Origin of the sequence: Flavobacterium sp. JLP, assembly GCF_015350755.1 — a bacterium.
GTDB lineage: Bacteria > Bacteroidota > Bacteroidia > Flavobacteriales > Flavobacteriaceae > Flavobacterium.
Genome location: NZ_JADKPS010000014.1, coordinates 1 through 3,092, shown reverse-complemented (window position 1 = coordinate 3,092; position 3,092 = coordinate 1). Strand labels below are relative to the sequence as shown.

Here is a 3,092-nt window from a genome sequence, read left to right as displayed (position 1 = left end):
AGAATCACGGCCGGCAACTGTGTTGTCTGATCCTACATAAGCATAGATATTTCCGTTTGGATCTTTTATAATAGCATCAAGGGTTGTAATTGAACCTGCCTGTCCTGGTGTTCCAGGAACTCCAGGGATTCCGTCTACTCCGTTTACCTTAACCCATTTGGTATTATCACTTGCATCTCGTACATACACTATTCCTGTATTATAGTCAATATACATTTGAATAGTAGAATCTAATCCTTTAGTACCCGGCAATCCGTTTCCTCCACTAATACCGTTTTTACCATCAATTCCGTTTTTACCATTGATAGAAGACCACGTACCATCTGGATTTTGCACATAAACGGTTCCACTTGTACCATCTACATATAAGCTTATATTTTCACCAGGATAACCTGGGGCTCCTTTTGGACCAGGAACACCAGTTCCTGTAATAATAATGGTGTTTGCATTAACTTCTGCAGCAGTAGCTATTCTTTGCCATTTATCAACATACCAATAGTAGTAACCTGGTGTAACATCAGCAATTTTACTCGTGTTAAATACCATTAAACTGTTTACATTGCCATTGGTAATCGTGCTAGCATCTGTTGAACTTTTTAAAGCAACTCTAGGTATTAAAACCCCTTTGTCATTTGCAAAAATTTCTAATTGCGATGATACATTTGGAGTTGGAGTCCCTATACCAACCTGTGCATAAGCACCTATACTACCTAATACAAAAAACAAAGGAAGTAATCTATTCTTCATAAGATTTAATCTTTATGGGTTATTAAATTATTTAAATTTTACTGGTTCCAAATAATTCATCTTACTATATGAAGCTCGTTGAAATTTTGGATTCACAAAATTCTTCTTTAATATTCCCTATCATTACCGCTAAAAGTTTTTACAGTTTCATTTTAAGACATTACTTACAAATAATTGTTAAAAAAAATCTAGAAAATGGAATTTATGCTTAGTTACACTTTTATTTTTATAAAAAAAGCAGCAAGAAAACTTGCTGCTTTTGAAAACAATTATTTCGAAACAATTGTTAATTATAACCTTATTGATTGTTTACATATAGATATCCTGCTTTTTCGACTTTATTTCCGTTATTATCATATTGCACTGTGTAGAAATAAGTACCTGTTGGAAGTTTGTCTCCTTTTTTGACAGTAGCACGTCCGTCTGAATATCCTTGGAATGGACTTGTTACATTGTCATAACCGTCTTTCTCATATACTATAACTCCATACCTATTGTATATTTTTACACTGTTATTAGGGTAGCAATCGATTCCTTTAATTACGAAACTATCGTTTATTCCATCACCGTTAGATGAGATTCCGTTATATATTTCTTCAAGACAGGCAACATTTATTGTTTGCGTATATGAAGTTTGGTTGCCACATTGATCGTTTGCTGTCCAAGTTCTCAATAAAGTATATCTGCTGCTGCAGTCGCCCTCCACTCGAGTTTCTTCATAGGCAACGGTTGCATTTCCGCAATTATCTGTTGCCGTTAATGTAACTACTGGAGGAATTGTATCGCAATTTGCATTTACAACAGCTTGAGGCATTGCTTCAACAAAAACTGGTGCAGTGGTGTCATGCACTGTAATTGTCTGCGTACAGATAGTGCTATTAGTAACCGTATTTTCTCCAGCATCTCTAACACCATTTCCATTTGGATCATTATATTCTTTTACCGTATATGTTCTTGTTATATTGGCATTACATCCTTGATCCGCACTATTAGATGCTGTAATTTCAAGTGCCCCACAAGAAGTTATTCTTCCATTTCCGTTTCCTAAAGCTTCAAATTGGGCTTTTGTTAAAGTAGTTGCGTTTGGCAATTGATCATAACAAGATACAGTTGTCGGTTGGAAAGTTGGACAAATTACACTAAAAGTACAACAAGATACAGGTGAAACTCCAGATACTGTTATTGTATTACATCCATTTGCATCTTGAATATTAACACTATAATTTGTTCCTACAGCAACTGTATTTGAGGTCCAAGTGTTTCCTGACCATGTTCCAGGCGCTCCTGTTCCTGTTGCTGTATAAGGACCCTGACCTGTTACAGACAGTGTCACATTATATTGATTTCCGCTGCCTAAACATGTTGCCAATGGGGTTCTAGATAAAGCAACATTTGTAATAATTACATTTTGAGCTGCCGTAACACTGCTTCCACTTCCGGTACTAAAGGTCCAAGTTATAACAGTTGTACCTGGTGTTGTGATTGGGAAAACGGTAGTGGTTGTTCCTGTTATTGCTGCGCCACAACTATCTAAAATCACTGGTGCAATTGGTGTTACACTACATTGACCAGTAATGTCCGCAAGGACTGGAGATACTAATGTGCTCGGTGAAATTACAACATTTTGAGCTGCTGTTGCTACATTTCCGTTTCCGTCATCAAATGTCCATGTAACCACTGTTGTTCCCTGCGTTGTAATTGGGAAAGCTGTAGTGGTAGTTCCTGTTATAGTTCCTGCACAGGCATCTACTGCTGTTGGTACTGCAGGTGTTGCATTACATTGTCCTGTTACGTCTGCTAAAACTGGTGCAAGCGGCGCAATCGTATCATCAATAATTACATTCTGAGCTGCTGTTGCTATATTTCCGTTTCCGTCATCAAATGTCCATGTAACCACTGTTGTTCCCTGCGTTGTAATTGGGAAAACGGTAGTGGTTGTTCCTGTTATTGTTCCTGCACAGGCATCAACTGCTGTTGGTACTGCAGGTGTTGCATCGCATTGTCCTGTTACATCTGCTAAAACTGGTGCAACCGGTGCAATCGTATCATCAATAATTACATTTTGAGCTGCTGTTGCTATATTTCCGTTTCCGTCATCGAATGTCCATATAACCACTGTTGTTCCTTGCGTTGTAATTGGAAAAACAGTAGTGGTTGTTCCTGTTATTGTTCCTGCACAGGCATCTACTGCTGTTGGTACTGCAGGGGTTGCATTACATTGTCCTGTTACATCTGCTAAAACTGGTGCAACCGGAGCAATCGTATCATCAATAATTACATTTTGAGCAGCTGTTGCAATATTTCCGTTTCCGTCATTAAATGTCCATGTAACCACTGTTGTTCCC

1 protein-coding gene and 1 pseudogene are annotated in these 3,092 nt (G+C 37.9%); both read right to left on the bottom strand.

Annotation, left to right across the window (positions count from 1 at the left end; all coding sequences use genetic code 11):
- Nucleotides 1-747, bottom strand: a pseudogene (locus tag IRZ83_RS19375) (hypothetical protein); the annotation flags it as partial.
- A 298-nt stretch (nucleotides 748-1,045) separates the two neighbouring features.
- Nucleotides 1,046-3,092: gliding motility-associated C-terminal domain-containing protein (locus IRZ83_RS19370; RefSeq protein WP_194570765.1), on the bottom strand; the 2,047-nt coding region annotated here is incomplete at its 5' end.